This window comes from Rhizobium yanglingense (assembly GCF_977109285.1).
Genome location: NZ_CDSAWY010000005.1, coordinates 532,238 through 557,813, shown reverse-complemented (window position 1 = coordinate 557,813; position 25,576 = coordinate 532,238). Strand labels below are relative to the sequence as shown.

28 protein-coding genes and 3 pseudogenes are annotated in these 25,576 nt (G+C 60.3%); 16 read left to right on the top strand and 15 right to left on the bottom strand.

The window, feature by feature from the left end; translation table 11 throughout:
- Positions 1–2 precede the first annotated feature (2 nt).
- On the bottom strand, positions 3–326 hold the full coding sequence (locus ACW4PC_RS12345) for a hypothetical protein (RefSeq protein ID WP_455874005.1): 324 nt from the start codon (positions 324–326) through the stop codon (positions 3–5).
- Between the two features lie 54 nt (positions 327–380).
- Positions 381–666 (bottom strand): annotated as a pseudogene (locus ACW4PC_RS12340) (BolA family protein).
- Positions 667–770: 104 nt separating this feature from the next.
- On the opposite strand from ACW4PC_RS12340, the gene ACW4PC_RS12335 reads away from it, so the two are divergent.
- The 7 genes and pseudogenes from ACW4PC_RS12335 to ACW4PC_RS12305 all read left to right on the top strand — a co-directional run bounded on the left by ACW4PC_RS12335 (position 771) and on the right by ACW4PC_RS12305 (position 5,625).
- The gene (locus tag ACW4PC_RS12335) at positions 771–1,385 is read left to right on the top strand and encodes a J domain-containing protein (RefSeq protein WP_074069857.1); all 615 of its coding nucleotides are present in this window, start codon (positions 771–773) and stop codon (positions 1,383–1,385) included.
- 311 nt (positions 1,386–1,696) lie between these two features.
- Positions 1,697–2,689 (top strand): cobaltochelatase subunit CobS, encoded by a 993-nt coding sequence (gene cobS / locus ACW4PC_RS12330; RefSeq protein WP_022718065.1) that lies wholly within the window; start codon positions 1,697–1,699, stop codon positions 2,687–2,689.
- Between the two features lie 12 nt (positions 2,690–2,701).
- Positions 2,702–2,857: a hypothetical protein gene (locus ACW4PC_RS12325; protein ID WP_455874004.1), complete on the top strand. Its 156-nt coding sequence runs from the start codon at positions 2,702–2,704 to the stop codon at positions 2,855–2,857.
- Positions 2,858–2,909: 52 nt separating this feature from the next.
- Entirely contained in the window at positions 2,910–3,185 is a 276-nt protein-coding gene (locus tag ACW4PC_RS12320; protein WP_455874003.1) for a hypothetical protein, read from the top strand.
- Positions 3,091–3,324: pseudogene (locus ACW4PC_RS12315) on the top strand (cobaltochelatase subunit CobT); the annotation flags it as partial. The gene ACW4PC_RS12320 and the pseudogene ACW4PC_RS12315, both read left to right, overlap by 95 nt.
- Positions 3,237–4,607, top strand: a complete 1,371-nt coding sequence (gene cobT, locus ACW4PC_RS12310; RefSeq protein WP_455874997.1) for a cobaltochelatase subunit CobT — start codon at positions 3,237–3,239, stop codon at positions 4,605–4,607. The pseudogene ACW4PC_RS12315 and the gene cobT, both read left to right, overlap by 88 nt.
- Before the next feature lie 22 nt (positions 4,608–4,629).
- Positions 4,630–5,625: pseudogene (locus ACW4PC_RS12305) on the top strand (esterase-like activity of phytase family protein).
- Between the two features lie 29 nt (positions 5,626–5,654).
- Here the strand turns inward: ACW4PC_RS12305 and ACW4PC_RS12300 are convergent.
- Together ACW4PC_RS12300 and rpmB are read right to left on the bottom strand one after the other, a co-directional pair.
- Positions 5,655–6,290: a queuosine precursor transporter gene (locus tag ACW4PC_RS12300; RefSeq protein ID WP_455874002.1), complete on the bottom strand. Its 636-nt coding sequence runs from the start codon at positions 6,288–6,290 to the stop codon at positions 5,655–5,657.
- 112 nt (positions 6,291–6,402) lie between these two features.
- Complete coding sequence (rpmB, locus tag ACW4PC_RS12295; RefSeq protein ID WP_022718069.1) at positions 6,403–6,693, bottom strand: 50S ribosomal protein L28; 291 nt, start codon at positions 6,691–6,693, stop codon at positions 6,403–6,405.
- A gap of 240 nt (positions 6,694–6,933) precedes the next feature.
- Here rpmB and ACW4PC_RS12290 point away from each other — a divergent pair, with 240 nt between their 5' ends.
- A complete protein-coding gene (locus ACW4PC_RS12290) occupies positions 6,934–7,710 on the top strand; it encodes a DUF3108 domain-containing protein (protein ID WP_455874001.1) in 777 nt (258 codons plus the stop codon).
- A gap of 28 nt (positions 7,711–7,738) precedes the next feature.
- Complete coding sequence (gene yddG / locus ACW4PC_RS12285; RefSeq protein ID WP_455874996.1) at positions 7,739–8,635, top strand: aromatic amino acid exporter YddG; 897 nt, start codon at positions 7,739–7,741, stop codon at positions 8,633–8,635.
- 3 nt (positions 8,636–8,638) lie between these two features.
- On the opposite strand, the gene ACW4PC_RS12280 is transcribed toward yddG, so the two are convergent.
- Both ACW4PC_RS12280 and gloB read right to left on the bottom strand, forming a co-directional pair.
- A complete protein-coding gene (locus tag ACW4PC_RS12280; RefSeq protein WP_455874000.1) occupies positions 8,639–9,061 on the bottom strand; it encodes a cupin domain-containing protein in 423 nt (140 codons plus the stop codon).
- Positions 9,061–9,831 (bottom strand): hydroxyacylglutathione hydrolase, encoded by a 771-nt coding sequence (gloB, locus tag ACW4PC_RS12275; RefSeq protein ID WP_455873999.1) that lies wholly within the window; start codon positions 9,829–9,831, stop codon positions 9,061–9,063. The genes ACW4PC_RS12280 and gloB overlap by 1 nt, the downstream gene beginning before the upstream one ends.
- Before the next feature lie 53 nt (positions 9,832–9,884).
- Here gloB and ACW4PC_RS12270 point away from each other — a divergent pair, with 53 nt between their 5' ends.
- From ACW4PC_RS12270 to ACW4PC_RS12260, 3 genes are all read left to right on the top strand, one after another.
- Positions 9,885–10,661, top strand: coding sequence for a class I SAM-dependent methyltransferase (locus tag ACW4PC_RS12270; protein ID WP_039847020.1), 777 nt, complete (start codon positions 9,885–9,887; stop codon positions 10,659–10,661).
- Positions 10,662–10,748: 87 nt separating this feature from the next.
- Entirely contained in the window at positions 10,749–11,858 is a 1,110-nt protein-coding gene (gene hisC / locus ACW4PC_RS12265) for a histidinol-phosphate transaminase (protein ID WP_455873998.1), read from the top strand.
- Positions 11,855–12,787 carry a prephenate/arogenate dehydrogenase family protein gene (locus ACW4PC_RS12260; RefSeq protein ID WP_133941558.1) on the top strand — a complete coding sequence of 311 codons (933 nt, stop codon included), beginning with the start codon at positions 11,855–11,857 and terminating at the stop codon, positions 12,785–12,787. The genes hisC and ACW4PC_RS12260 overlap by 4 nt, the downstream gene beginning before the upstream one ends.
- Before the next feature lie 3 nt (positions 12,788–12,790).
- Here the strand turns inward: ACW4PC_RS12260 and ACW4PC_RS12255 are convergent, their stop codons facing one another.
- Positions 12,791–13,792 (bottom strand): DUF2125 domain-containing protein, encoded by a 1,002-nt coding sequence (locus ACW4PC_RS12255; RefSeq protein WP_455873997.1) that lies wholly within the window; start codon positions 13,790–13,792, stop codon positions 12,791–12,793.
- 52 nt (positions 13,793–13,844) lie between these two features.
- Between ACW4PC_RS12255 and ACW4PC_RS12250 the strand changes: the two genes are divergently transcribed.
- Positions 13,845–14,375, top strand: a complete 531-nt coding sequence (locus ACW4PC_RS12250; protein WP_455873996.1) for a gamma-glutamylcyclotransferase — start codon at positions 13,845–13,847, stop codon at positions 14,373–14,375.
- On the opposite strand, the gene ACW4PC_RS12245 is transcribed toward ACW4PC_RS12250, so the two are convergent.
- From ACW4PC_RS12245 to ftsE, 4 genes are all read right to left on the bottom strand, one after another.
- Positions 14,372–15,169, bottom strand: coding sequence for a lysophospholipid acyltransferase family protein (locus ACW4PC_RS12245; protein WP_455873995.1), 798 nt, complete (start codon positions 15,167–15,169; stop codon positions 14,372–14,374). The genes ACW4PC_RS12250 and ACW4PC_RS12245 overlap by 4 nt on opposite strands.
- Before the next feature lie 87 nt (positions 15,170–15,256).
- Positions 15,257–15,973 (bottom strand): YdcF family protein, encoded by a 717-nt coding sequence (locus ACW4PC_RS12240; protein ID WP_455873994.1) that lies wholly within the window; start codon positions 15,971–15,973, stop codon positions 15,257–15,259.
- A gap of 66 nt (positions 15,974–16,039) precedes the next feature.
- On the bottom strand, positions 16,040–17,053 hold the full coding sequence (locus ACW4PC_RS12235; protein ID WP_455874995.1) for a cell division protein FtsX: 1,014 nt from the start codon (positions 17,051–17,053) through the stop codon (positions 16,040–16,042).
- The gene (gene ftsE, locus ACW4PC_RS12230) at positions 17,046–17,705 is read right to left on the bottom strand and encodes a cell division ATP-binding protein FtsE (protein ID WP_022718083.1); all 660 of its coding nucleotides are present in this window, start codon (positions 17,703–17,705) and stop codon (positions 17,046–17,048) included. Before ftsE ends, ACW4PC_RS12235 begins: the two co-directional genes overlap by 8 nt.
- Positions 17,706–17,911: 206 nt before the next feature.
- Here ftsE and ACW4PC_RS12225 point away from each other — a divergent pair, with 206 nt between their 5' ends.
- From ACW4PC_RS12225 to ACW4PC_RS12215, 3 genes are all read left to right on the top strand, one after another.
- A complete protein-coding gene (locus tag ACW4PC_RS12225) occupies positions 17,912–18,571 on the top strand; it encodes a hypothetical protein (protein WP_455873993.1) in 660 nt (219 codons plus the stop codon).
- Positions 18,572–18,630: 59 nt separating this feature from the next.
- Entirely contained in the window at positions 18,631–19,173 is a 543-nt protein-coding gene (hpt, locus tag ACW4PC_RS12220) for a hypoxanthine phosphoribosyltransferase (RefSeq protein ID WP_022718085.1), read from the top strand.
- Positions 19,174–19,293: 120 nt separating this feature from the next.
- On the top strand, positions 19,294–19,653 hold the full coding sequence (locus ACW4PC_RS12215; RefSeq protein ID WP_455873992.1) for a response regulator: 360 nt from the start codon (positions 19,294–19,296) through the stop codon (positions 19,651–19,653).
- Positions 19,654–19,803: 150 nt separating this feature from the next.
- On the opposite strand, the gene ACW4PC_RS12210 is transcribed toward ACW4PC_RS12215, so the two are convergent.
- The 4 genes from ACW4PC_RS12210 to argH form a co-directional block, all read right to left on the bottom strand.
- The gene (locus ACW4PC_RS12210; protein WP_455873991.1) at positions 19,804–22,467 is read right to left on the bottom strand and encodes a TIGR02302 family protein; all 2,664 of its coding nucleotides are present in this window, start codon (positions 22,465–22,467) and stop codon (positions 19,804–19,806) included.
- Between the two features lie 149 nt (positions 22,468–22,616).
- Positions 22,617–23,885 carry a diaminopimelate decarboxylase gene (gene lysA / locus ACW4PC_RS12205; protein ID WP_455873990.1) on the bottom strand — a complete coding sequence of 423 codons (1,269 nt, stop codon included), beginning with the start codon at positions 23,883–23,885 and terminating at the stop codon, positions 22,617–22,619.
- Between the two features lie 12 nt (positions 23,886–23,897).
- On the bottom strand, positions 23,898–24,092 hold the full coding sequence (lptM, locus tag ACW4PC_RS12200) for an LPS translocon maturation chaperone LptM (protein WP_455873989.1): 195 nt from the start codon (positions 24,090–24,092) through the stop codon (positions 23,898–23,900).
- A gap of 76 nt (positions 24,093–24,168) precedes the next feature.
- Positions 24,169–25,572 (bottom strand): argininosuccinate lyase, encoded by a 1,404-nt coding sequence (gene argH, locus ACW4PC_RS12195; protein ID WP_074069841.1) that lies wholly within the window; start codon positions 25,570–25,572, stop codon positions 24,169–24,171.
- Positions 25,573–25,576: the final 4 nt, after the last annotated feature.

Sequence of the window (25,576 nt, the reverse complement as noted above, 5' to 3'; positions counted from 1 at the left end):
TCTTACCCGGTCGCTCCGTGGCTGGTGAGCAGACGCAGGATTTGCACTTCTTTCGGCAGTTCAATTAAAAATTCGCTGTCGCGTTCGAGGTGATGGATCTTCGTGGGATCGGCGCCGGCAAAGGTGCTCATTGCCTCGATATTCTCCCAATAAGAGATCGTCACGAATTCGCTTTCCGTGTCGCGGTCTTCGCGAAAAGTCTGGACGCCAAGTGCTTTCTCGATCAGCGGCTTGATGCCCGCTTCGTAGTTATAGGCTTCGTATTCGTCAGCCTTGGCTCTTGGCGTACGTCCGCGCCAGACGCGGGCAATCGTCGGCTTCGTCATCCCTGTTTCCTCCTTGGTGAAAGGAGGGCAAACGCTTATGTGAGGGACGTGTTCCTACCAGCTGGTTGCTTCGCCGGGTGCGGCCGAGCTCTACGGCGAGCGCATGCAGCCCTGCGTCGAGTTCCGGCTTCAGCAGTTCGGTGACGGCGCGGTGGCGGGCGAGCCTCGTCATTCCTGCAAACTTGGCTGAGACGATGCGCACGCGCATGTGCGTTTCACCGGTGCCGTTGAAACCCGGCTGATGGCCGGCATGCAGGCGGCTTTCGTTGATGACGCTCAGGCGCTCGGGCGCAAAAGCTTCGGTCAGTTTTTCTTCGATGCGGGTCTCAAGGGTCACGATTTCGTCCAGTTGCTTCGCAAAAAGGGGGTTCCCACCAAGCCAGCAACATTCGTGTTTGTCAATTCTTGTCGTCGCTTCGCGGCAGGCCCATAATTAGCGCCGTCATGAGACTCGATTCCAAATATTTCGATCGCATCCGCACCCGCCGCAAACGCGAGCAGGAAACCGAGCAGGCTCCTCCGACCTGCCAGTGGGACGGCTGTGATAAAAAAGGCGTGCATCGCGCTCCTGTCGGACGCAATGCCGAAGGGCAGTTCTTTCTTTTCTGCTTCGAGCACGTCAAGGAATACAACAAGGGCTACAATTATTTTTCCGGCCTCTCGGATGGCGAAATCGCCCGCTACCAGAAGGAGGCGGTCACCGGGCATCGTCCGACCTGGACCGTCGGCGTCAACAAGGCGGCGAAGGACAGCCCGCTGCATTCGGACATCCGCTCCGGCGCCTATAGCCGTGTGCGCGATCCCTTCGGTTTCGTCAGCGGCGCCAAAGGCAGCGGTCCGCGTTTTCCCGAGCAACGCAAGTTGAAGAGCCTGGAGGCCAAGGCCTTCGATACGATGGGGCTGCAGGCAAGTGCCACCTCTGCCGAGATCAAGACCCGCTACAAGGAACTGGTCAAGAAGCATCATCCCGATGCCAACGGCGGCGACCGCGGTTCCGAAGAGCGCTTCCGCGCCGTCATCCAGGCCTATCAATTGTTGAAGCAGAACGGTTTTTGTTAATTCCTGTCCTTGCTCTCCGCCTTCAATCGGGTATGGTCCAAATCGGCTGAGGCCGCAGGCAACCGCGGCATGCTTCTGTGCGTTTTGCCAACGCCGCCTTTGCCAACCTTCCGGACGCGGCGTTTCTTGTCCGGGACTTTGTTCCAGAATGCTCGCAAGCGGTCATTATCCCGCCGAGGTTTCGCTTCAGTCCCGGAGAGGTATCGCCGACGTTCCCACCTTGAACGGGCGCAGAACAAAGCTGCGGCGTCATGGTTGCGAAATGGCCTGAGATAATATGGCCGGGTGGAAGCACCCGCCTTGGAGACATGATGAGCAAGATTGACCTTGATATTTCCGAGCTTCCAGACACCACCGTTTCGGTCAGGGAGGTCTTCGGGATCGATTCCGATATCCGCGTTCCGGCTTACAGCAAGGGCGATGCCTACGTTCCGGACCTGGATAACGACTATCTCTTCGACCGCGAGACGACGCTCGCCATTCTTGCAGGTTTTGCCCATAACCGCCGCGTCATGATCTCCGGCTACCACGGCACCGGTAAATCCTCTCACATCGAGCAGGTCGCTGCCCGCCTCAATTGGCCCTGCGTGCGCATCAACCTCGACAGCCACGTCAGCCGTATCGATCTCGTCGGCAAGGACGCGATCGTCGTCAAGGACGGCCTTCAGGTCACGGAATTCAAGGACGGCATCCTGCCCTGGGCCTATCAGCACAATGTCGCGCTCGTCTTCGACGAATATGACGCCGGCCGTCCAGACGTCATGTTCGTCATCCAGCGCGTGCTGGAATCTTCAGGCCGCCTGACGCTGCTCGATCAGAGCCGAGTCATTCGTCCGCATCCGGCCTTCCGCCTCTTTGCGACGGCAAACACCATCGGCCTCGGCGATACCACCGGCCTCTATCATGGCACGCAGCAGATCAACCAGGCGCAGATGGACCGCTGGTCGATCGTCACCACGTTGAACTACCTGCCGCACGACCATGAAGTGAACATCGTCACCGCCAAGGTGAAGAGCTTCCAGAAGGACAAGAACGGCCGCGATACCGTTTCCAAGATGGTCCGCGTCGCCGATCTGACACGCGCTTCCTTCATGAACGGCGATCTGTCGACTGTCATGAGCCCGCGTACGGTCATCACCTGGGCCGAAAACGCCGATATCTTCGGCGACCTCGCCTTCGCCTTCCGCGTCACCTTCCTCAACAAGTGCGACGAACTGGAGCGTCCGCTGGTCGCCGAGCACTATCAGCGTGCCTTTGGTGTCGAGCTCAAGGAGAGCGCAGCCAACATCGTGTTGGAGGCTTAAGGCCCGTCGATCATGGCATCACGTGGTGACAATTCGAAAGCAAGACCAAGCGGCCCGGTCGACGTCGAGCCCTTGCGGCGCGCGATAACCGGCTGCGTGCGCGCGATTGCAGGCGACGGCGAGGTCGAGGTGACTTTCGCCAACGAGCGCCCCGGCATGACCGGCTGAGCGTATTCGGCTACCCGAGCTTTCCAAGCGGCCAACGGCGCATGAGCTGGCGGTGACGCGCGGTCTAGGCGACTCCATGGCGCTTCGGCTTGCCTGCCACGATGAAAAAGTTCACGCGACGATGGCGCCGCAGGGCTCCGACGCGCGTGCGATCTTCGACGCCGTCGAGCAGGCGCGCGTCGAATCGATCGGCACGCTGCGCATGGAGGGCGTGGCGTGCGAACCTGCGTTCGATGACGGAGGAGAAGTACTCCAAGGCGAATTTCACCGGCATCGAGCGGCAAGAGGATGCGCCGATCGGCGAGGCCGTCGCCATGATGGTGCGTGAGAAGCTGACCGGCCAGAAGCCGCCCGCCTCCGCGGGAAAGGTTCTCGATCTCTGGCGCGATCCTTCATCGAGGAGAAGGCGGGTTCCGAACTCGATGACCTTACAAGCGTCGATCAACGACCAGCAGGCTTTCTCGAAGGTGATCCGCCACATGCTCTCCGCTATGGAAATGGCGGAAGAATTCGGCGACGACAGCGAACGCCGATGAGGACAACGAGCAGGATCAGGAAGACCAGCCGAACGGCGACGAATCAGAATCAGGACGAGGTCGATGATGACGCGGGCACCGATGCCGCGCCGGTCGAAGATAGCGAAGTTGCCGACGAGCAGATGGAGGACGGCGAGACCGAAGGCGCCGAGATCTCCGACGACGACATGATGGAAGAGGGCGAGGACGATTCGGAAACACCGGGCGAAACCCGTCGTCCAAACACGCCCTTTGCCGATTTCAACGAGAAGGTCGACTATCACGTCTTTACCGAAGAGTTCGACGAGATCATCACCGCCGAGGAGCTTTGCGACGCTGCCGAGCTGGAGCGCCTGCGCGCCTTCCTCGACAAGCAGCTCGCGCACCTGCAGGGCGCTGTCGGCCGGCTCGCAAATCGATTGCAGCGTCGCCTGATGGCGCAACAGAACCGCTCCTGGGACTTCGATCTGGAAGAGGGCTATCTCGATACCGCCCGCCTGCAGCGCATCATTATCGATCCGATGCAGCCGCTTTCCTTCAAGATGGAGCGGGACACGCAGTTCCGCGACACGGTCGTGACGCTGCTGATCGACAATTCTGGCTCCATGCGTGGGCGCCCGATCACCGTTGCTGCCACCTGCGCCGATATTCTGGCCCGCACGTTGGAGCGTTGCGGTGTCAAGGTCGAGATCCTTGGCTTCACGACCAAGGCCTGGAAGGGCGGGCAGGCGCGTGAGAGCTGGCTTGCCGGCGGCAAGCCGCAGACGCCCGGCCGCCTCAATGACCTGCGTCACATCATCTACAAGTCCGCAGACGCGCCGTGGCGCCGTGCGCGCACCAATCTCGGCCTGATGATGCGCGAAGGGCTGCTGAAGGAAAATATCGACGGCGAGGCGCTGATCTGGGCGCATAATCGTCTTCTTGCTCGTCGCGAACAGCGCCGCATCCTGATGATGATCTCCGACGGTGCGCCGGTCGACGACTCCACGCTTTCGGTCAATCCCGGCAATTACCTTGAGCGTCATCTGCGTGCCGTGATCGAGCAGATCGAGACCCGTTCGCCGGTCGAACTGCTTGCGATCGGCATCGGCCACGACGTGACGCGCTATTATCGCCGCGCCGTGACCATCGTCGACGCGGATGAGCTTGCGGGCGCGATGACCGAGCAGCTGGCCTCGCTCTTCGAAGATCAGGCAGCGCAGGCGCGTGGCGGCCGTTTGCGACGCGCCGGCTGATGCCGAAAGGAACCGGCGCTTAATGATCCGTCTGTCCCGCGCGGCTTTGCTTGTTCTTTGTCTCGCTGGGGATGCTTCGATCGCGGTTGCGCGCGACGAGCGTGGATATCAGCAGCCGCGTCATCTCGACCTTCAAGATTGGTTCCAGCGAGACGAGATTCGGGCCGCTGGAATTCCTTGGCGGGCTGGAAATGGTGTCCGGCAACCGGCTTTTTGGGTCTTGGTCGGCGATCCGTTTCCGCGCCGGACCGGAAGCATTTCGTTGGTGTGCTTGATACCGGCCACTGGCTGACCGGCAGCATCGAGCGCGACCAGCAGGGAAGGCTTTCCGGTTTGTCCGGCGTTGAAATCACGCCCATGAAAAACGGGAGCGGGGCCACTTTCGAGGGGAAGGGACGCATGGATGCCGAGGGTCTTGCCCTCAAGGGCGACCAGGTTCTGGTTTCCTTCGAACAAGACCATCGGGTCGAAGCCTACCCCGATCCCGGGTTCGAGACCTCGTCGTCGGTTGGCTCGATCCCCATTCTCGTGCCGATACGGTCGTTGCGAAGCGGCCGCGGCTTCGAGACGCTAGCGGTGGCTCCGCCCGAGAGCGCTTTGAAGGGCGCTGCCGTCATCATTTCGGAAGAGAGCCGGGATCGGAAGGGGAATATCTACGGCGCAATCCTATCCGGGCCGCTCAAGGGCCGCTTCGCGGTGACGCGCGACGGTGATTTCGATCCGACCGATGGTGCGTTCCTGCCGGACGGCGATCTTTTGCTTCTGGAGCGTCGTTTCAACATCGCCAACGGCATCGCTATGCGGATCCGGCGCATCGCTGCGAGCAGAGATCCGGCCGGACGCCGTCGCCGATGGCGACATTTTGTTGACGGCCGATTTCGGTTACCAGATCGACAACATGGAAGGCCTGGACAGTTTTCAGGCGCCCGATGGCAGCACGCATGTGATCATCGTTTCCGATGACAATCACTCCATTTTGGAGCGGAACCTCATGCTGGAATTTCGTCTTACTGAGTAAAGGCCTTTTCGAAGGCCGGCCACTGGCGATCAGCTTGCGCGGGCCGGCTGCATCGGCCGTAGCACGTTCATGAGTGCACCGTAGGGCAGCAGCATGACGAGACCCATGATCATCTTCACCGAGAAATCGCTGATCGCCCAGGAAATCCAGCGCGGCGCCTGAGCGGCCATTGCACCGAGGATCGGGGCCTGCTCCAGCGCAAACGGATCGTTCGGGCCGAAAAAGACGAAAAAGGCGGCAAAGGCGAAGGAGAAGAAGATCACCGTGTCGAGCGCCGAGCCGATCAGCGAGCCGACGAGCGGCGCACGCCACCAGGTCTGGCGGCGAAGGCGATTGAAGACGGCGATATCGAGCAGCTGGCCGACGAGGTAAGCGGAACCGGAGGCGATCGCAATGCGCGGCACTGATGTGAAGAAGGAAAGCCCGATGCCGACGACAAAGCCGGCGAACACGACCTTGCGCGCTACCTGAGGACCGAACTGGCGATTCGTGAGATCGGTGATCAGGAAAGCGACCGGATAGCTGAACGCACCCCAGGTCAGGATATCGGCGAGGTTGATGCCGGCGACTTCCGCGTTCACGGGAAACTGGACGAGGAAGTTTGAGGCCACGACGACGAGCGTCATCAGAGCGATGTAGAGGAGGGTATAGCGGGTCTTCAGCATTTTTTTATCCTGGGTGATGCCACCAGTTAAGGTATCGGGCCGGCAAAGCAAAAGGCTTGTCCGGTATTAGCCGTGCAAGCCTTTGAAGCCGTATGGAAGAAGATCTCGAAGCTTATGCGGCTTCGGCGGTCTTCTTGACAATCTGACGTCGCAGCAGACGGGCGCGCATCGACAGTTCGTTTTCGCTTGCCTTGATCAGGAAGGCATCGAGGCCACCGCGATGCTCGACGGAGCGCAGCGCAGCAGCTGAAACACGCAGACGGTAGCGCTGGCCGAGAGCGTCGGAGATCAGCGTAACCTGGCACAGGTTCGGCAGGAACCGGCGCTTGGTCTTGTTGTTGGCATGGCTGACATTGTTACCAGTCAGGACGGCCTTGCCGGTCAATTCGCACACGCGGGACATTGAACACCTATTCTTGTTTTTCTAGGCCATCGAATTACCATGCCCCGGCAAACGCGGATCTGCAATCCAACAGGCCATAATTGGAAAGTTGCGGTTCTATAGTCAGACCGGCCGCCCGCGTCAAGCCAAACCTTGGCCTTTCCCGCAATTCTGTCAAAAAGCTCGTGTTTGCTTCTATGCGCGGCAGGAGTATAGACCGCTTATGCAGGGCATTGTCTGCCCTTAAAAAAGGCTCTCTTCATGGCTCATCTGGGCAGGCGGATTTTCCTATCGTCAATTGCAGCGCTGATGTCCATCCCGGCCGGCGCAAGCGAGATCCGTCATCGTACGGAATATAGAGTTGCTCTCGGAATCGTGCCGATTGCGCGCGCCGCCTTCGTTACCCAGATCGACGATGATCAGCGCTACCAGGTTTCAGGCAATATCAGTTCGGCGGGCCTTGCCGATCTTGTGACGAACATTGCTGCGAAAACCAACGTCACCGGTGTCCTGCGCAACGACCGACTGCAAGCGCAGCGCTACTATCTCTATTACAAGAGTGGCAAACGCGTGCGTACCTACGAAGTCCGCTACAGAAACGGCGATATCGTCTCCACGACCGTGAAGCCGGAACGGCGCCGGCCACGCAACTGGGTCGTTGTCAAGCCGGGCGATATGCGCTCCGTGCTCGATCCCATCTCCGGGTTGATCTTCCCGGCGGATACGAAGCTCTGCTCGCAGCGCCTGCCGATCTATGACGGGGAGATGCGCATGGACCTTGTGCTTTCGCCAAAGGGATCCCAGGATTTCAAGACGGATGGGTTTTCCGGCAAGGCAACGGTTTGCGGCGTGCGCTTCGTGCCCAGGTCCGGCTACAGGAAAGGCCGCAAGGATATCGATTATCTGAGCAGAAGCGGCAACATGGAAATCTGGTTTGCAAAGGCAGATGCGGCCAACGTATATGCTCCGGTCTATGTTCGCATTCCGACGCAGTACGGAACGGTGACGATTACCGCGGTGAAATACCGTGCAAACTGACGGAGCTGGTCTGCGTGAAGGGGGACAGGTGAAGCTTCGGGCGACATTGATCGGGTTCACGGCCATTTTGATGTGGTCGTTTCTGGCGCTCTTCACCGCTGCATCCGGTGAGATGCCGCCGTTCCAGCTTTCGGCGATCTGCTTTGCGATCGGCAGCATCCCCGGCATTGCCGTTTTGATCCTCAACCCGTCTCGCGTGGCGCTGCTGAAGCAGCCGGCAAAGGTCTGGATCATCGGCATTGCCGGCCTCTTCGGCTATCACTTCCTCTATTTCACCGCGCTTCGGAACGCGCCGGCGGTGGAGGCCGGCTTGATTGCCTATCTCTGGCCGCTGCTGATCGTCGTCGGCTCGGCGCTGCTGCCGGGCGAGCGGTTGCGCTGGTATCATGTGGCAGGCGCGCTCGCCGGGCTCTGCGGCACTTTCCTGATCGTCGGCCGCAACGGCATCGATTTCGACGGTGCCTATGCGATCGGCTACGGCACTGCCTTCCTTTGCGCCTTCACCTGGTCCGGCTATTCGTTGCTGACGCGGCGCTTCGATGCGGTCTCGACCGATGTCGTTACCGGCTTCTGCCTTGCGACATCCATTCTGTCGTTCTTGTGCCATCTCGGGTTGGAAACGACCCTTTGGCCGGCAACGGCTTTCGAATGGATCGCCGTTGCCGGTCTCGGTCTCTTCCCGGTCGGCGCTGCGTTCTATGCCTGGGATTACGGCGTCAAGAACGGCGACATCCAGATCCTCGGCGCGGCAAGTTATGCAGCGCCGTTGCTTTCGACGCTCATCCTGACGATATTCGGCTTTGCCGAGCCAAGCTGGCGCATTGCGCTTGCCTGCCTGCTGGTCACCGGCGGTGCAGTGCTTGCGGCTCAGGAAATGTTCCGCCGTAAAAGCGTCGCAAAACAGCTTGCGGCGGCGGCTGAATAGGTCTCAGCCGCCCGGTTTCCAATCCATCGGTGCCATTTCGAATTTCGAGAACTCGAAGCCCGGCGCCACCGTACAGCCAACGAGCGTGTATTCGCCAAGCGTTTCTGCCGATTGCCACCAGTTTGCCGGAATGATTGCTTGCGGACGCTCACCATTTGCCAGGTCGATCCCGAGCATCAAGGTTTCGCTTTCCGCGCCGTCTGCGGACCTGTGGAGGGCCAGGGGCGCACCGGCGTAATAATGCCAGACCTCCGCCGCATCGTGAACGCGATGCCAGTGCGAACGTTGCCCGTCTTTCAGCAGATAGTAGATTGCCGTCGAGTGCCCGCGATCCTTGCCATTGCCATCGCGAAACGTCTGCACGTACCAGCCGCCTTCCGGATGCGGCTGCATCGAAAGCGCCTCTATAATATCGTCGGGAGACATCAGAAATTGTCCTTGCGCCTGCGGATCTCCGCAAAGACTTCCCCGTTCGTCTTGCTTTCCATCAGGAGATTGCGGCGGATGGCGGGATCGGCAGCGCGAAGAAAAGGGTTGGTTTCCTTTTCCAGGCCCAGCGTCGTCGGGATCGTGAACCTGCCTTCGGCGCGCAGAGCCTCGATCTCCGCAGCACGCGTCTTCAGCCGCTCGTTGTCCGGATCGATCGTCAAAGCGAAACGAGCGTTCGAAAGCGTATATTCATGGCCGAAATAGATCGCCGTCTCGTCTGGGAGCACGGCCAGCTTTTGCAGCGAATGCCACATATCCGCGGCCGGGCGCTCCAAGAGGCGGCCGCAGCCCAGTGCAAAGAGCGTATCGGCGGCAAAAAGCAGCTTGTCGTCAGCGAAATGGTAACAGATATGGCCGACGGTATGGCCCGGCGTTTCGATGACGTTGACCACATGGTCGCCGAAGAGAAAGCTGTCGCCATCGGCCATCGATTTGTCGAGGCCGGGAATTGCCACGGCCTCGTTGACCGGACCGATGATCTCGCAGCCGAATTGCTCTTTCAACGCCAGATTGCCTTCGACGTGGTCGGTGTGGTGATGCGTGGTGAAGATGTGCGAAATCTTCCAGCCGCGCCGTTTAGCCGCCGCTGCCACGGCCGCCTCTTCCGGCGCGTCGATCGATGCCGTCAGCCCGGACTCCGGGTCATGCACGAGAACGCCGAAATTATCGGATCGGCAGAGAAAAACTTCTAATTCCAAAGGTTTCATTGTCCAAGCGGCCTCTTTCCCACGAACATGTCCGGAATGTAGAGGCTCCGGCCTTGAAGTCCAATCGCCCGCTGATAACATTTATTGCGATGCACACGGATATTGTCGATCTGCGCCAGTTCTATCACTCCGAGCTCGGCCGCCTTGCCGAGCACTCGATTGCCATGGCGCTGTCGTCGCTTTGGGTGCGCCTGCCGCAGGAGCGGCTCGTCGGCATCGGCTATGCCGTTCCCTTCCTCGACCGGTTCAGCGCCGATACCGAGCGCACCTTCGCCTTCATGCCAGCCGGGCAGGGCGCCGTGAACTGGCCGGTGGGGTCGTTGTCGTCGACCGCACTCATCTTCGACGAAGAACTGCCGCTTCCCGATTCGTCCATTGATCGTGTGCTGATGGTGCATTCGCTGGAATTCGCCGAAAGCCCGCGGGAGACCTTGAAGGAGCTCTGGCGCGTGCTTGCGCCCGGCGGACGCCTCGTCATCGTGGTGCCTAACCGGCGCGGCGTCTGGGCGCGCATGGAACATACGCCTTTCGGCTCCGGGCGCCCCTATTCGCGGGGTCAACTCACGCATCTGCTGCGCGAGACGAATTTCACGCCCGGCGCGACCGCCGAGGCGCTGTTCTTCCCGCCATCGAAGCTTCGCACGGTTCTCAGCCTTCGCCGCGCCTTCGAACGCATTGGCCGCACACTCTGGCCGGCCTTTTCAGGCGTCATCATCGTCGAGGCACAGAAGCGGCTCTATCAGGGCCTGCCGGTAGCCGCACGGGCTTCGCGCCGCGTCTTCGTGCCGGTTCTTGCGCCGCATGGTGTTCCGACGACACGCAGCCGTTAAGTCTCACTCGACAAAGGCCGCTTTCCGCTTTATTGCCACAGGGCAATTTCCGGCCGGAATTTCCGGCGTTTTTTCAAGGTCGATCCCATGAGCGTTGAGATGAGCAAGCCTGTTCCGCGTCCCGGTATCCTCGATATTGCAGCCTATGTGCCGGGCAAGGAACATGCACCGGGCGTCGCCCGCGTCTACAAGCTCTCCTCCAACGAAACGCCGCTTGGCGCGAGCCCGAAGGCCATAGAAGCCTTCCGTGAGGCCGCCGGCCATCTCGAGCGCTATCCGGACGGGCAGGCGATCGAATTGCGCGAGGCGATCGCCGCGGTTCATGGCCTGAATCCGGCTAACATCATGTGTGGCAACGGCTCGGACGAACTGCTCGGCTTGCTCTGCCACGTTTATCTCAGCCCCGGTGACGAAGGCATCATCACCGAGCACGGCTTCCTCGTTTACAAGATTCAGATCATGGGCGCGGGCGCGACGCCAGTCGTGGTGAAGGAGACGGATCATACCGTGGATGTCGATGCGATCCTTGCCGCCGTGACAGACAAGACGAAGATCGTCTTCATCGCCAATCCTGGCAATCCAACCGGTACCTATATCCCGGTCAGCGAAGTCCGCCGCCTGCAGGCCGGTCTGCCGAAGCATGTCGTCCTGGTGCTCGATGCGGCCTATGCCGAATATGTCCGGCGCAACGACTATGAATCCGGCATCGAGGTCGTCTCCTCGAACGCGAACGTCGTCATGACCCGCACCTTCTCGAAGGTCTATGGGCTTGCCGCGCTCCGCGTCGGCTGGATATATGCGCCTGCCGACATCATCGATGCGCTGAACCGCGTGCGCGGCCCGTTCAACATGAATACGCCGGCCATCGCGGCCGGCGCCGCGGCGATCCGCGATCAGGCCTTCGTTCAAGAGGCGACCTCCTTCAACCAGATGTGGATCGAGAAGGTTACCGGAGCGCTCGAAACGATCGGTCTCAAGGTTACGCCGTCGGTGACCAACTTCGTCCTCATCCATTTTCCGGATGTCGACGGCAAGCGCGCTGCCGATGCCGACGATTTTCTGACGAGCCGGGGCTATATCCTGCGGGCGGTTCGCAGCTACGGCTTGCCCAATTCACTCCGCATGAGCATTGGCCCCGAAGACGCCAATCGCGGCGTCGTCGAAGCGCTCGGCGAATTCATGGGACGCCCGGCATGACAGCGCAGTTTGATCGCATCGCGCTGATCGGCATCGGGCTGATCGGCTCCTCGATCGCCCACGACATCAAGCGGCTGGGGCTTGCCAACGAAGTGGTCGTGGCAACGCGCAGTGCCGAAACGCTGAAGCGTGCCGAGGAATTGCAGCTCGGCAGCCGTTATACGACTTCGTCGGCCGAGGCCGCCGAGAATGCCGATCTCGTCATCGTGTCCGTGCCGGTCGGCGCCTCGGAAAGTGTTGCCAAGGAAATCGCAGAAAGCGTGAAGCCGGGGGCGATCGTCACCGACGTCGGATCCACCAAGGCGTCGGTCATCGCGCAGATGCAGCCGCATATGCCACCGCATGTGCACTTCATCCCCGGCCATCCGCTGGCCGGTACGGAAAAGTCCGGTCCTGACGCCGGCTTCCCAGGCCTTTTCGAAGGCCGCTGGTGCATCTTCACGCCGATTGCGGGCACGGATGAGGGTGCGCTCAAGAAGCTTCGCAAATTCTGGGAAAGCCTTGGCTCCAAGGTCGATGAGATGGACGCCGACCACCACGACAAGGTGCTCGCCATCGTCTCGCACCTGCCGCACATCATTGCCTACAATATTGTCGGCACGGCCGACGATCTGGAAACCGTGACGGAATCGGAAGTCATCAAATACTCCGCCTCCGGCTTTCGCGACTTTACGCGCCTTGCGGCCTCCGATCCGACGATGTGGCGCGACGTCTGCCTGCACAACAAGGATGCGATCCTTGAAATGCTGGCGCGCTTTTCGGAGGATCTTGCCTATCTGCAGCGCGCGATCCGCTGGGGCGAGGGCGACAAGCTTTTCGAGCTCTTCAGCCGCACTCGCGCAATTCGCCGCTCGATCGTCCAGGCGGGACAGGATGTGGACACGCCAGACTTTGGCCGCCCACATGCCCAGGATACGAAGACGAACTGAGCCTCAAATCGGCGGGATCGTGCCGAGCGGGATGAAGCCGCTTACGGTGGCATTGCCGTGCTGGACGACGAGGTCGACCGAAACCCTGTCGCCGCCGACCGCGAGCGCCTTTAGAAGCTTGGCGGCGGTATCGACGGTCTTGGCGATTTCCGGAAGGGCCTGTTTCAGGCTGTCGCGCCAGGGGCCGAGTTGCTCGATCTCCAGCTTGAACTTTCCGGACAAAAAGCCTTGCTCATCGAAAGAAAAGGGCCCCGTCAACGTCATCACCTTGCCGTCGCCGATATCGGCCACGGCCTTGCGCAGCTCTCCGCTTGCCCCATAAAGCCCTTGCGGATCGCTTCCGTCGATCATTCCGCCTTTGCCTGCAAGGGTGATATCGGCGCTCGCCGAGAATTTCGGGAAGACCTGCGGCCAGTCCTTGATGACGGCATTTGCATCCTGGAGTGAGAAGGCACCGTCGAGATCGCCTGCATTCTGGCGGAGGTGGACTTCCGTGTGTCCTGCATCGACATTGACCGTTTGCCCGGTGTAGGAGGAAACAGCGGTCGCCTTCAGGCCGTCGATGATCATGGAGGTGCGGTCGATGCCCCTCAGCCGCGTCACCAGGCTGGATTGCAGATTTGCCCACTGCGCCGAGATCGAAAGGCCGTTTGCCGTGCGGATTTCAGCCGGCGAATCGAGTTCCCAGACGATATGGCCCGGCGCGTAAACCTGGGCTGCGGAACGAAGTTCGCCAAAGGAAGCTGAGACGCCGTTCGTGTTGTCATCCACACCCACTTTCGAGCAATAGAGGCCAATGCGGAACGGATAGCCGCGAAAGTCGATATCGGCGCATTCGCCGCTGACGCCTGCCGTGCTGCGCGGCGCAATAACCTTGAGCACGGTATCCTTGAGGTGGGAGGCTGCGTAAAACCAGCCGCCGGTATAGATCGCGATAACCAGAACGATGCCCAAGCCGAGCAACCAGAATTTTCTGCCGCTGCCGGATTGGCTTGACGCTGCCATGATGGTTCTCCAATGGTGAATCGCGAATGGGAATTTCGGTCTGGCCTGCGATATGGACGAATTTTGGGTATTTGGCTACGGATCGCTGATGTGGAATCCGGGCTTCGAGTTTCTTGAGCGCTCTCAGGCTCTCGTTTACGGCTACCGGCGATCGCTATGCGTCCATTCCTGGGTTCATCGCGGCACGCAGCAAAGTCCGGGTCTCGTGCTAGGCCTCGATCGCGGCGGCTCCTGCCGCGGCATAGCGTTTCGCGTGGCCTTGGAGAGGCGGGACGAGGTGATGGACTATCTGCGCGCCCGCGAGCTCGTCACCAACGTCTATCTCGAGCGGCATGTGCCGCTATCGCTTCCCGGCCGACGCAACATCAAGGCAATTGCCTACATCGTTGACCGCGACCACGCCCAATATGCCGGCGCACTCGATGCCTCTGTAGCTGCGCGCACGGTGCACGAGGCAAAGGGTCAGTCGGGTTCGAACGACGCTTATGTTTTCAATACGCTCTCGCATCTTAAGGAGATGGGCATTCGCGACCATTGGCTGGAACGGGTCGCCGGCGAGGTCGAGCGGCTGCGGGCCGCCTAGGCAGAAGCGGCCGTTTCCTTCCGCAATTGCGCCAGTCTCTCGACGGCGGTCGGCGGCAGTGGCAAGTGCGGATTGCGCGCCACCGTGTCGACCAGCAGTTCGTCGCTCGCCTTCTCGGTCACATCGATTAGATGCTCGAAGAACGCATCCGGATCCATGCCCGGCGGAATGGCAGGCAGGATGCGAACCTTGAAATGGCCGGGACGGCGCACGGCGCTGCGGCGCGGCCAGAAAAGGCCGGGATGCATGGCCACCGGCACGACCGGAATGCCGAGATCCCGATACATGCGGGCAATGCCGTATTTGTAGAGCGGTTCTGCGCCCGGAGGCCGGCGCGTGCCTTCCGGATAGATGATCAGCTGACGGCCTGTCGCAAGCTCTTGCTTGGTGCGCTTCAGCACCTCGACCATGACCTTGCCGCGTGCGCCGCGATCGACCGGGATCATGCGCTGTTTTTTCGCATACCAGCCGAAAAGCGGGATCCACATCAATTCGCGCTTGAGGATGTAAACCGGGTCTTTCAACCAGGGCAGCAGTGCATAGGTGTCCCAGAAGGACTGGTGCTTAGGGGCGAGGATGTAGCTGCCGTCCGGCAGGTTCTCTATGCCATCGATCTCGAAGGTGGTCCCGACGATCTTTTCCATCAGCCAATGGTTCGAAAGCGCCCAGTTCTTGGGGATCGCATAGGCGGTCTTGCGGGGCACGACGAAATAATAGGGCGAAAGCACGATCATCCGGATGATGAGGTTGACGTAGAAGATCGTGTTGAAGAGAACGGAACGCAGGGCGATCATGAAATTTTCCAAAGCCAGTATCGGCGCAAACGGCGGGCTGGCCCTGCCTACACGATAATGGCTCTCATAAAAAGCGCTCGATGGAAATCAGCTCGGACCGGTGATGCTTGCCGAGCGAAGGCCGGGATGGCGCCCGAAGCCGGTGATGTTGCGCGCGCCTGCCAGAAGCACCTTTGCATATTCGGCGAGCATGACGCGAAGCGCATTTGGATCGGTGAACCAGGCCCTGGTCTTCAGGTCGGAATTGACGACCGGGTAGGGGATGAACTGCGTATCGGCATCGACGTAGGCGAGTTCTGCGAGACTGCGTGGCATGTGGTAGTTGTTGGTGACGACCAGAACGCTCCTGTAGCCTTTCGCATGGATCCAGTTTGCGGCTTCCTGCGCATTGCCGATCGTGTCGATCGCGTCATAGCCGATGTCGACGCAGCAATCGAAAAGATCAGCAGACGCCGATGTGGTTTTGCGTATCTGCCCCGGCGTTGTCGACGGATGAACGCCCGATATGAGCAGCCGCTTGCCCGCGCCTTTCTCCAGCAGTTCGACGGCCTGATCGATGCGCTGATAACCGCCTGTCAAAACGACGATGGCATCGGCCTTCGGTTCGGCCGGAGGTTTCAAGGTGGTTACGGAATCGGCGAACCGCAGGAAGCCGACGAAAAGCAGCGCGGTCGCCAGGACGAAGGCGAATCCGCCCCATCGCAACATCCGGCGTAGAGGACCACGACGCAGGGTTTCGACACCGTAGCTGGCGAGCGCCGGGTCGGGACGAATCGGAGTGCGTCTAGTATGGCCCATGGTCATAAATCGTGAATATATGCAGATTGCGGCAGGGAACAGACACTTTCGTGGCAAAAAAGACTGAGCCGTTCAATTCGCGATGCCATCGCTTCGCGTCGGGTCGGAGCGCAGCGTATCGATTTCATAGATCGTGCGCATCACCGTGAGCCGCGCTGTGAGCGTCGTCAGCAATGCAATGACGATCATCGTCGCGAAAATGCCGAGGTAGCCAAGGGCTCCGACCGAGAAGGTTCCGAAGAGAGCCGTCGCTTGATCGGTCTGCGGCGTCGCAATCGTACGGCTCTGCAGGAAGCCTGCCGCTAAGAAAAAGAGAGCTGCCAAAGCGCTGCCGATTGCCGATCCCTTGAGACTGATCTTCAGGAAATGCTTCTGGAATTCAGTCGCGACGAAGGAACTTTCGGCGCCCACGAAATGCAAGACCTCGACGATATGGCGGTTGCCGGAAAGCGCGCCACGTGTCGCAAAGACGACCGTCAGCACCATGGCGATGAAGACGAGCAGCAGCACGCCGGTGCCGAGCATGACCGTTGTATGCGCCATTGAAACGAGGCGATCGACCCATGTGCGGTGATCGTCCAGCGACGCCTGAGGGATGCTCTCCTTCAGCAGTGAGCGCATCGCGTCAAAATCGGGCGGGTTCGTCTCATCGATGGTAATAATCACCAGGCGGGGGACGGGAAGCTCCTTGATGTCAAGGCCGCTGCCGAGCCATGGCTCCAGCAGACGGGCCGTTGCCGCCTCATCGACGATCTGGCCGCTTTTGGTGCCGACAAAGGTCATGGCGATATCGCGTGCCTGCGTCAGCGCCTTTTCCATATCGAGGCCGTCGTCCGGCTTGATCTGGATGGTGATCTCGCGGGAAATCTGGCTCTCCCAGCTGGCCGCTGTAGAACGCACCATGCTGACGCCGCCTAGCGTCAGGCAGGCGAGGAAGGCCATGATGGCGATGACCACCGTCAGTGCGTTGCCCTGGATATTCGAGGGCGGAAGGATCGGCGCCGTTGGCCGCACGCGCATCTCCGCCCGCTTCTGCTGTGCTTGGGCGGCGCTTTGCGCGCCGTTCTTTGATGCGGGCTCAATCATAGACGTCAAGATGCCCTTCCGAAAGGATCATGCGGCGGGCTTCCACCTGGTCCATCAATGTCAGATCGTGAGTTGCGATCACGACAGCTGTACCAAGGCGGTTGAGTTCGAGAAAGAGGTTCAACAGGCGGCGCGCCATCGGCGGATCGACGTTGCCGGTCGGCTCGTCGGCAAGCAGAACCTCGGGTCGGTCGATCAGCGCGCGGGCGATCGCCGCGCGCTGTTTCTCGCCGCCGGAAAGCACCGGCGGAAGCACATTGATGCGCTCGCCGAGCCCCACCCATTTCAGCAGTTCGAGCACGTCTGTCTTGTAAGAGCTCTCGTCCTTGCCGCGTACACGAAGCGGCAGTGCGACATTCTCATAGGTCGTGAGATGATCGAGCAGGCGGAAATCCTGGAAGACGATACCCACGCGGCGGCGAAGCAGCGGCAGCTCCGGCCGCGGGATGTCGGAAATGTCGCGTCCGAACATGCGGATCAGGCCGCGCGTCGGCTGCAGCGACATAAAAAGCAGGCGCAGAAGCGTCGTCTTGCCGGCGCCAGAGGGACCGGTCAGGAACTGAAAGGACTTTTTCGGAATATCGAAGGTGAGGTCCCGGAGAATCTCCGGGCCCATGCCGTAGCGCAAACCGACATTCTCGAAATGGATCAACGGGCAGCCCAGTCTTTCATGGTTTCACGCCATCGACTTGTTAACCAACACCGTTAACAATCAGTGAATTTCGTCGGAAAGATGCCTGTTTGAAGGCAAGCTTAGCGAAGCATTAACCATTAAAATTTACGACTGGGCAGGATTCGTTTCAATGCCGGATTTTAACCGTGCACTGAAACCATGTGGAGATGGGAGAGACCGTCAACATGGAAGCATCCACCTTCAGGCGCCGTGCGCCGAGCAACGCCTACGATTTCTTGCCGCCGGAGCCTGCCGCCCGTCAGCCCCGCTATCCTGGCCGTCCGACTGATGTCGCCGATGCCGAATTCGTCGTTATCGGCAACCGGAGCCAAGGCTTCAACGCCAAAAGTTTCAATGACAATCGCAAGCGCGTCGCTGCCGCTGCTAAGTTACCTGCGACGCCTGCGGCTTTCTCGAAAGCGACTATGTTTCTCGCGATCGCAGAAGAATGGCTGCAGCAGGCGTCGCTCAAGAGCTTTATAGCCCTGGTCTTCATGCTTTTCGTTCTCGTTTTCGGCCTGACGGGCGGTTTCTCCGGCCTGGCGGGGAGCGATACTGCTGCCTTGGCCTCGCCGCTTCACTTCACGCATGTCACGATGGCGCCGCGCGAGGCAAATGGTATGCGCATCCTGGTTATCAACGGCATCATCGAAAACGGCAGTGGTACCACACAGACCGTGCGGCCGATCCGCGCGGATCTGATGAGCGGCGAGCAGCTGGTGGCCAGCATGGTCATCAATCCGCCGGCAGACGTCATCTACGGTGGCGAGAGCCGCGGCTTTTCGGCACGCGTGCAGCACTCTGGCGGAAAAATGCCGGAAGTCCGGCTTTCGTTCATGCCTTAGGGTGTTTCTGCCCTTCTAATGTGCTAACGGCTTACCCTTCGTTTCATGGAGCTAGCCGTATGCCTGTCGTGCGCGGAAAAATTATCGAACCGCTTTTCACTGCCGAGCAGATTGCCGAACGCAATCACGCAATGGCAAAGCACATTGCTGCGGGTCCGACAAAGGACCTGCTCGTCATTGCCGTGTTGAAGGGGTCGTTCATTTTCGCCGCAGACCTCATCCGCGCGCTCCATGACAGCGGGCTTGCGCCTGAAGTCGAATTCATCACGCTTTCCAGCTACGGCACGGGAACGGTTTCTCAGGGCGTCCGCATCGTCAAGGATATCGACAGCGACGTGAAAGATCGCGACGTGTTGCTGATCGACGACATCCTCGAATCCGGCCGCACGCTGCTTTTCGCCAAGGAACTGCTCTACGAACGCGGCGCGCGCAACGTCAGCATCGCCGTGCTGCTCGACAAGAGCGTCAAGCGCAAAGAAAAGCTCGAGGCAGACTATGTCGGCTTCGAATGCCCGGATTACTTCGTCGTCGGCTACGGCATGGATGTCGCCTATGCCTTCCGTGAGCTGCCTTACGTCGGCGTGGTTACCGGTGACGCCTGACCTCATCGAGGATAAGACGGGTTGTTAACCATCCCTTCCATCGCCTTCTTTCGTTTACCGATCGAAAAGGAACGCCGTGCAATTTCCGTTCCGGGGCATGAAGACGGAGCGATGCACATCATGGCAAAAATTCTGATCACGGAAGACGAAGATTTGCTTCGCTCTTTCGTCGCCCGGGCCTTGCGCCTTGACGGTCATGAGACCGACGAAGCCGCCGATGGCGCCGAGGGGCTGGAGAAGCTGAAGGACGGGATCTACGATCTACTGCTTTCGGATATCCGCATGCCGGTCATGGACGGCATCGAGCTTGCTCATCAGGCGAAATCCGCCTTTCCGGCGCTCAAAATCCTGCTGATGACCGGCTATGCCGAGCAGCGCGAACGGGCCGATGACCTTGCAGAAAAGATCGTCGATGTCGTGTCGAAGCCGTTTGCACTTCCAGACATCCGAAAAGCGGTTGCCCGGGCACTGGCTGCGTGAGACGAGTTGGCGGCACCTTCCCCTGCTCCCCATTCCTGTCCTTGTGACAGGAATTCCGCCACGCTGCGTCGGCGCCGTGAGCGAATCATCATTTGAAAGAGAATCGTCTGCACCAAAGGAGTTGGATGGCGCATTGCGATCCAAGTTCAGCTACTGAATATCCAGTAGCCGTTCCAGATAGCGCCGCTCCATCTCCTGCGGCGGGTTGTTGCCGAGCTTTTCGCGGATCGCATCGAGAATTTCGCGTGCGCGCTGCACGTCGATTTCGTCGGGCACCTTCACGTGCTCTCCGAAATCCGGACCCTCTGCGCGACGCGGACGACCGAGCGGATCGCGGCCGTTCTGGTTGCCCTGGCCGACCTGACCTTGTGGCCCTTGGCCTTGCTGGCCCTGTTGCGCCTGCATCATCTGGTTCATCATGTCCCGGGCGCCCTGGCGCAACGCTTCCAGCGCGCGGCCCTGGCCCTGGAGGGCCGGTTCGCCGCGGCCCTGGCCGAGTTCGCGCCCGGCACCTTCCATTTCGCGCTGTGCCTGACCAAAGCCCGGGCCGGGCTTCATACCCATCTCACCAAGGCCTTTCTGCAGTTCGCCGAGCTGCTTGCCAAGGGCATCCTGCTGTGCTCGGAGCTGTTTCAACGCGTCGCGCAATTGCTCCTCGGTCATCTGCTCCGACGGTGACTGCCCCTGTTCGCCGTTCTGCCCCTGCTGCTGATCCTGCGGCTGGCCATCCTGGCCTGGCATCATCTGGTCAAGCAGCGGATCGTTCATACCCATATTCGGGTCGCCGCGCTGCATACGGTCCTTCAACTGTTGGTCCAGCTTGAAGGTCTGCTCCATCAGCTTCTGCTGGTCGCGGAGGATCTGGCCAAGCTTGTCCATCTGCTGGCGCATCTGGCTGTTGTCGCCCTGCTGTTGCTGGCCCTGTTGCGGCCTGCCTGCCTGCAGGTTGTTCATCATGCGCTGCAATTCTGAAAGCATCTGCTGAGCGGCATCGCGGTTGCCTGAACGGGCCAGATTCTCGATCTGGTCCATCATGCGCTCCAGATCCTGCTGGCGGATGACGTTCTGCGCGTTCTGGTTCGGCTGCATCGGCGCATTCTGCATGCGCTGAGCCAGTTCCTTCATGTATTCGTTCATCGCCTTGCGAAGCTCGTCCATGAGCTTCTTGATCTCCGGGTCTGGCGCATTGCGCTGAAGCGCGTCGGCGAGATTCTGCTGGGCGTTGCGCAGGTTGCGTTCCGCAAGCGAAAGGTCGCCGTCTTCCATGCCGATCGCGATATCCCAGAGATAGTCGGCCGTATCCTTCAACTGCTCGTCGCCCTTGGCGAGCTTCATGCGCGTGTGCGCCGATTGCAGCAGCAGATAGTTGGTGAGCTTAGGAATCGTTTCTTCAGGACGGATCGTCAGCGCCTCGTTAAGAGCGATCGCTTCCGGCATCTTGCGGGTATCGAGTGCGAAAACCTGGCGTTCCTCCGCAACGGCTGCGGCCAGCGGTTCGTTGAACGGCCGTGACGGCAGCGTCATTTCATGCGGCGGGCTCCGGCCGGTCTGACCGGCTGCATCCTTGGCGACCAGCGTAACGCGTACGCGCTTTCCGGCCAGCGGATGTTCGGTCAGGTTCTTGCTGGTCACGGCCTTGGCATCACGCGCGTTGCGGCGCGGAATGTCGAGCCGGAAATCGGGAAGTGGATAAAGCGGCTTTGCCTCCGGATCGGATTGGGCCGGCAGGATTTCCGCACGTGCTTCCTGCACGCCGTAATCATCCTTTACCGTGAAGCCGATTTCCAGCGCACCGTTTACGCTGGGTTTGGGCAATCCGTCGAAAGCAATCTCGGGTGCCTTGTCGGGAATGACATTGAAGTTCCACCTGCGGCCATTGACGAGCAGCGCACCGTTTTCCTCAAGCTTCATCAAATGTGTCTGTGCGGCAAGGGCTGGCGTGGCAGGAGCCTGTGGCTTCGCCTGCGGTGCAGCACCAGGCTGCTGATTTGCCTTTGCCTCGGCTGCGATTTCCCGCACCTCGCCGCTCTCTTTCCTGAATACGACCTTTCCATCCGTCTGCCCGCCGCTAACGCGAACGGTCAGGTTCGAGAACTGCGGAACGTTGATCGCCTGCTCAGTGCCGGTTGCCGTCAGATAGACCGGAGCGCGGCTGGTATAGGAGGGTGGGGTGACCCATGCGTCGATACGCACAGCCGGATTGGTCGCTGCCGGCGCGACCGGTGGCTGCAGCGCGTCGGTGATTGAGCCGCCGTTGGTCGAAAGCGAGTAACCGAAGGCCGTGACGAGAAGGAGGGCCGGGATGGCACGCAGCGCGAAACGGTCGTGGGTTGCGATGTCCGGGCGGGGGAAGCCAGCGTCGAGGGTTGCTATCTTCTTCGCCATCCGCGTCTGATGTTCGCGCCAAAGCGCCTTTGCGAAGGGTGTGTCGAGGGCCGGTTCATCTTCCTGCACCGTCACCGGCTGATGCGGTAGGCCGTTGCGCTCCTCAAGCAGGTGGTCGGCTTCGCCGGTATTGGGCCAGCGGAGATTGCGAAATGGGATGAGCGCGGCGAGGAAGGCGATGGCGAAGGCAATCAGTAGCCCGACACGCATGAAGTCAGGAACGGAGCGGAAGAGGCCGAACCAGGACGCTGCCAGATAGAAGGCAACGACGGAAAGAACCGGGACAAGCGGTGGCAGGACCTGCTCGGAAACGAGTACCAGGCGCGCAAAGAACCGCTTTACCGCTACGAGCCTCGCGAGAGAGGGCCGAAGGGCAAACGCACCATGTCTTTGCCTGCGGGGGCTGTTCGTCAATCCGGTCTCCGCCATTTGATGCTGGAGTAATGGAGGGCGCTTCGGGCGCTTGCTAGGCAATGTGCTCGCATGAAGAAAAGATAACACTCTTTGTGGCGAAGGCGAGGGCAGGCGATCGGCAAAGCCGTTTTTTCACCTCTATTCGCCAAAAAGTGATGAGGCTGTCACTCGATCCAGGCGGGTACGGAGTCGAGGCCGATCAGTTCTTCGTAGGTTCGGCGAGGCCGAATTACATGGAAATCGGCGCCCTTCACCAGAACTTCTGGCACCAGCAGGCGGCTGTTGTAGGTGCCTGCCTGCACTGCGCCATAGGCGCCGCCGGAACTGACCGCAAAGAGATCGCCCGGCTTCGGCATCGCCATCTCTCGATCGAGCGCCAGGTAGTCCCCGGTCTCGCAAACCGGTCCCACGATATCGGCCTTGATGCGCGGAGCATTTGCCGCCGAGATCACGACGGGCCGGATTTCGTGCCAGGCGTCGTAAAGCGTCGGGCGGATCAGATCGTTCATTGCCGCATCGACAATGACGAAGGTCTTTTCGCCACCGTCCTTTACATAGATAACTTCGGTAACGAGAATGCCGGCGTTGCCGACGATCAGGCGGCCCGGTTCAGTCACGATCTTGCAGTTCAGCCCGCGGAGCTGGTTCTTGACGATCGCCGCGTAGGCATCCGGGAGTGGCGGCGGCTCGTTGTCTTCCTTGTAAGGAATGCCCAGGCCGCCGCCAATATCGACATGGTGGATGTCGTGGCCGTCGGCACGCAGGGTGTCGACCAGTTCGCGCAACAGCTTGAAGGCATCGTCGAAGGGCTGCAGCTCGGTGATCTGGCTGCCGATATGCATGTCGATGCCGGTGACTTCGATACCGGGCAGCTTGGCGGCTTGCGCATAGACGGCGCGAGCGCGTTCCCAGGAAATGCCGAACTTGTTTTCCTTCTTGCCGGTCGAGATCTTCGAATGCGTCTTCGCATCGACGTCCGGATTGATGCGGAAGGAGACCGGTGCCTTCTTGCCGGCCTTGACCGCGCGCTGATTGAGGATTTCGAGTTCCGGTTCGGATTCTACATTGAAGCAGTAGATGCCGGCCTCGAGCGCGAAATCCATCTCAGGGGGCGTCTTGCCGACGCCGGAGAACATGATGCGGCTTGCCGGGATGCCGGCAGCAAGCGCGCGGCGTAATTCGCCCTCGGACACGACGTCGATGCCGGCGCCGAGCTTGCCGAGAGTCTTCAACACAGCCTGGTTCGAATTCGCCTTCATCGCATAGCAGACCATGGAGTCGATATCGCTGAAGGCTTCGGCGAAGACCCGGTAGTGGCGCTCAAGCGTTGCGGTCGAATAGCAATAGAAAGGCGTGCCGACGGCCTTGGCGATCTCCGGAACGGGGACGTTCTCGGCGTAAAGGATGCCGTCGCGATATTCGAAGTGGTTCACGGGACGTGCCTATCAAAGCAAAGGATCGAGAAGGAATGGCCTGTCGACGGCGCCCGGCTGTTTCGTCGGCTTCGATGCGTCGCCTTCCTTCGTTGCCATCGCGCTCGGCGGATCGAGATCGCCCTTGCGTCCACATCCGACAACGGCAAGGCCGATGACGGCAAAGACAACCGTCAGGCGGATGAGGTGCGGCAAGCTGGTCTGCATGGGATTCCTCTTGGAGCGGCGCTGGTGGACATCTTCATAGCGAAGTTTATCCGCCTTGTGCACCCTGATTGTTTTCTCAGTTGCGAGCCCGCCAAAAGGCGATCTGCTTCCTCACCTCGGAGGGTGCCGTGCCGCCGAAGCTCTTGCGACTTGCAACCGAAGCCTCGACAGTCAAGACGTCATAGACCTTGCCGGTGATTGCCGGGTTGATGGACTGGAGATCGGCAAGCGGCAGTTCGGCGAGGTCGCAGCCCTTGCTTTCGGCAAGCGCCACGGCACGGCCGGTCACATGATGTGCGTCGCGGAACGGAAGTCCCGCCTCGCGCACCAGCCAGTCGGCGAGATCGGTGGCCGTCGAATAGCCGGAACCGGCTGCGGCTTTCATGCGCTGCGTATTGACCGTCATGTCGCGGACCATGCCGGTCATGGCGGCGATCGCAAGTTCCAGGCTCTCGGCCGCGTCGAACACCTGTTCCTTGTCTTCCTGCATGTCCTTGGAATAGGCGAGCGGCAGGCCCTTCATGATCGTCAGCAGCGCAATCAGCGAGCCGTTGATGCGGCCGGTCTTGGCACGCACCAGTTCGGCGGCGTCGGGGTTCTTCTTCTGCGGCATGATCGAGGAGCCGGTCGAAAATGCATCGGAAAGCCGCACGAATCCAAATTGCGGCGTCGACCAGATGACGATCTCTTCGGCCAAGCGTGACAGATGCATGCCGCAGATCGCGGCGATCGACAGGAACTCGATGGCGAAGTCGCGGTCGGAGACGGTATCGATCGAGTTGCGCGTCGGTTCCCGGAAGCCGAGCGCCTTTGCCGTCATGTGGCGGTCGATCGGGTAGCCGGTCCCGGCCAGCGCTGCAGCGCCAATGGGGCTTTCGTCCAGATGCTCGATGGCGTGGCGTACGCGCGAACGGTCGCGGCCGAACATTTCGACATAGGCCATGCAATGGTGACCGAAGGTGACGGGCTGAGCGGTCTGCAGGTGCGTAAAGCCCGGCATGACGCTTTCGGCATGTTCTTCAGCGCGGTCGAGGAAGGCTGCGATGAGGTTCGTCAGCATCGCTTCAGTCTTCTGCAGCTCTTCCTTCACCCAGAGACGGAAGTCGAGCGCTACCTGGTCATTGCGTGAACGGGCGGTGTGCAGGCGGCCGGCGGCCTGGCCGATCAGCGCGGCAAGGCGGGCTTCGATATTCATGTGAATATCTTCGAGCTGGCGGGAGAATTCGAAATTGCCGCTTTCGATTTCTGACAGGATCGTGCTTAGTCCGTGAACGATCTTGTCCTTATCATCCACGGAAATGATGCCCTGATGGGCAAGCATCGTCGCGTGGGCGATCGATCCACGGATATCCTGGGCAAAGAGCTTCTTGTCGAAACCGATCGAGGCATTTATCTCCTCCATGATCGCGTCGGGGCCGGATGCGAAACGTCCGCCCCACATCTGGTTGGAGGATTTGGTGTCCTTTGTGCCATCGGCCATGAAA